Annotated in this window: 4 protein-coding genes and 1 pseudogene; 1 reads left to right on the top strand and 4 read right to left on the bottom strand. The window is 62.7% G+C overall.

What is annotated here, in order from left to right; translation table 11 throughout:
• Positions 1–193, top strand: a 193-nt coding sequence (locus CWO89_RS42815) for a BBE domain-containing protein (protein ID WP_207234696.1), incomplete at its 5' end; no start/stop codon positions are given.
• Positions 194–334: 141 nt separating this feature from the next.
• On the opposite strand, the gene CWO89_RS42810 is transcribed toward CWO89_RS42815, so the two are convergent.
• The 4 genes and pseudogenes from CWO89_RS42810 to CWO89_RS42795 all read right to left on the bottom strand — a co-directional run.
• On the bottom strand, positions 335–1,117 hold the full coding sequence (locus CWO89_RS42810) for a CarD family transcriptional regulator (RefSeq protein WP_394569648.1): 783 nt from the start codon (positions 1,115–1,117) through the stop codon (positions 335–337).
• Between the two features lie 403 nt (positions 1,118–1,520).
• Positions 1,521–1,859 (bottom strand): ferredoxin FdxA, encoded by a 339-nt coding sequence (fdxA, locus tag CWO89_RS42805; RefSeq protein ID WP_130584213.1) that lies wholly within the window; start codon positions 1,857–1,859, stop codon positions 1,521–1,523.
• Positions 1,860–2,009: 150 nt separating this feature from the next.
• The gene (locus CWO89_RS42800) at positions 2,010–2,279 is read right to left on the bottom strand and encodes an RNA-binding S4 domain-containing protein (protein ID WP_130584212.1); all 270 of its coding nucleotides are present in this window, start codon (positions 2,277–2,279) and stop codon (positions 2,010–2,012) included.
• Positions 2,280–2,308: 29 nt separating this feature from the next.
• Positions 2,309–2,741 (bottom strand): annotated as a pseudogene (locus CWO89_RS42795) (helicase-related protein); the annotation flags it as partial.

Here is a 2,741-nt window from a genome sequence, read left to right as displayed (position 1 = left end):
TGAGACTGCGCCGCACGCAACCGGCGGCGTCTATGTCAACTTCATGCCGGAGGATGAGAGCGATCGCGTGTCCGGTGCCTACGGCCCGAACTACGCTCGTCTCGCGGCACTTAAGGCCCAGTACGATCCCGGCAACCTGTTCAGGCTAAATCAGAATGTTCTTCCGGCCGCCGCACAGCGACCGGCCGCCTGACAAGGTACAGGTGATTGGACCCGCAACTGGGCGGGCTCCAAGGCGAAGTTGGATGTAGGCCCCTCGGCCTCAATTCGCGACACTCAAACAAAAAGCCCGGCCGCTTGGCCGGGCTTTTCGCTGCAAATCTTTGCTGGCTGCTTATGCCGCCTCATCGGCGACGGTCGCGTCGTCGCTGTCGCCGTCGAGATCGTCGGCATCGCCTTCACCGTCTCCCTCAGCGCCGGCTTCTTCAGCCTTGGCCGCGCCGCGGCGCGGACTCTTGGCGAGCTGGCTCTCGATCTCCTTGATCGCTTCGGTCTCGGTCGAGTGCTGCACCACCGCGATCTCGCGCGACAGCCGGTCGAGCGCCGCTTCATAGAGCTGGCGTTCAGAGTAGGACTGCTCGGGCTGCGATTCCGAACGATAGAGATCGCGCACCACTTCCGCGATCGCGACGATATCGCCCGAATTGATCTTGGCTTCGTATTCCTGCGCCCGGCGCGACCACATCGTGCGCTTGACGCGGGCACGGCCTTTCAGCGTCTCCAGCGCCTTCTTGACCAGCGCCGGGTCGGACAATTTGCGCATGCCGACATTGGCGACCTTCGCGGTGGGCACGCGAAGCGTCATCTTGTCCTTCATGAAGCTGATGACGAAAAGTTCCAGCTTGGCGCCCGCGATCTCCTGCTCCTCGATCGCGAGGATCTGGCCGACGCCATGGGCCGGATAGACCACGAATTCGTTGGCCTTGAAGCCCTGGCGCTGGGTCACAACCTTCTTCGGCTCCTCGACGCGCGGGGCCGCAACCGGCTTCGCGGCCGGCTTGACGGCGGCCTTTGGCGCAGGCGCTGCGGCCTTAGGGGCGGTCTTGGCGGCGACTTTCGAAGCAATGGTCTTGGGAGCTGTCGCTTTCGCGGCAGTTTTGGCAGTCTTTTCTGGCATCACGCTTCTTTTGTTCTTCGAGGACTTTGTAGCCGCAGCCTTACGGGCCTCCTTCACGGACGCCCTGGCACGACCTTTGACTGCGCTGCGGGCAACTGCAGCGGCTTTCTTTGACGATTTGGAAGCACTCTTTTTACGCGTTTTCTGTGACACAGCCTGCGCGCGGAAACTGCCACGCCCCTGTTCGATGTTTTTGCGGAAACGAACGGGGCCAAGCATCGGGGATGGCCGGGTTCGGCTCTGGCAATGTGCCTAATATAGCACATTTTCCGCAAAAATCAATGATTTAGGGCCGAATCCCGCCGCTTGCAGGCACTAGCGGTCATAACGCTGTCATTAGGGTTAAACGATGGCGCGATTCCCCGCCTGAATACGATATCGATCCGGCAGGGCAGCGCGCGAATCAGTCGCCACTTCCGGGGTTCGCAGAGAAATATTTCTCGAACTTTCCCTCCTGCCCGTCGAACTCCTTGGCGTCCGGGGGCGAATCCTTCTTCTGGGTGATGTTGGGCCAGCTCTTGGCGTATTCGCTGTTGACCTCGAGCCACTTCTCCAGGCCCGGCTCGGTATCCGGCTTGATCGCATCCGCCGGGCATTCCGGTTCGCAGACGCCGCAATCGATGCATTCCTCAGGATGGATGACCAGCATGTTCTCACCCTCGTAGAAACAATCGACGGGGCAGACCTCGACGCAATCAGTATATTTGCACTTGATGCAGTTTTCAGTGACGACGTAGGTCATCCAGGACTCCGAACCAAAGACTCCGAAAGCGGATTCATTCTTTCAGGGTTGCGTTTCAAAAATTGCGTAGCGCAGGAGAACCGCTGCTGCAAGATAAGCAAGCCGGTTCGGCGCCGTGTTTTCAGGCAACTGATCGCCTCCCCGAGATAATCACTCGGCGCGGCTCTGCAAATCCTCATACAGCACCCGTGCGGCGGTGGCGTCGCCCCACCGCTCGGAGAAGCCGATCACCTTCAGCACGCGCACGCTGCGATCGAGCGCGATGGTCAACACGTCGCCCGGTTTGACCGCGTGTCCGGGCGTGCTCTCGCGCACGCCGTTGATGCGGACATGGCCGGCCTCGACCAGCGCGGCGGCGCTGGTGCGCGCCTTCACCACCCGCGCATGCCACAGCCATTTATCGAGACGCTGACGCTCCAATCGGCCTCATGTTCTCTGTTTGGCGCGGCTCAATCCTTGCGGTTGCCGGCGAGCTGTTCCCTCAGCGCCGCGAGTTTTGCGAACGGCGAATTCGGATCGATCGCGCGCTCGCGTTCGCGCGGCGCCGAACTCGCATATTGGCGGAGCGCCGGGCCGCTCTCGCGCCCCTTGTCGCGGCCGCCTTTGTCGCGGAAATCACGGCCGCCGCGCTCGCGGTCGCCACGGTCGCGATCCTTGCGGTCGCCGGAGAATTTATCGCGGCGGCGATCATTGTCGCGGTCGCGGCCCTTGCCCTCGAAGCGCTCGCGGCGCCCGCCTTTGTCCTCGCGCGGGGCGCCATTGCTGGCGGCTGCAGCGGCTGCTTCCGCGGGGGGCGCGTCCTCACGGGGTTTGCGGAATTCGTGATGGCGGCGGCCACGGCGCTGCTGGTCGCGCTGCGCGCCATCGGCACCTTCGCCCGCT

The sequence above is a fragment of the Bradyrhizobium sp. Leo170 genome, from assembly GCF_004296405.1.
Lineage (GTDB): Bacteria > Pseudomonadota > Alphaproteobacteria > Rhizobiales > Xanthobacteraceae > Bradyrhizobium.
Note: the sequence above shows the minus strand (reverse complement) of the source record. Positions and strands in the feature narration are given on the sequence as shown.

What these genes read in the sequence shown, in the direction of transcription:
- CWO89_RS42810 (WP_394569648.1), bottom strand. Translation starts at nt 1,117, where the DNA reads ATGCCAGAAAAGACTGCCAAAACTGCCGCGAAAGCGACAGCTCCCAAG.
- fdxA (WP_130584213.1), bottom strand. Translation starts at nt 1,859, where the DNA reads ATGACCTACGTCGTCACTGAAAACTGCATCAAGTGCAAATATACTGAT.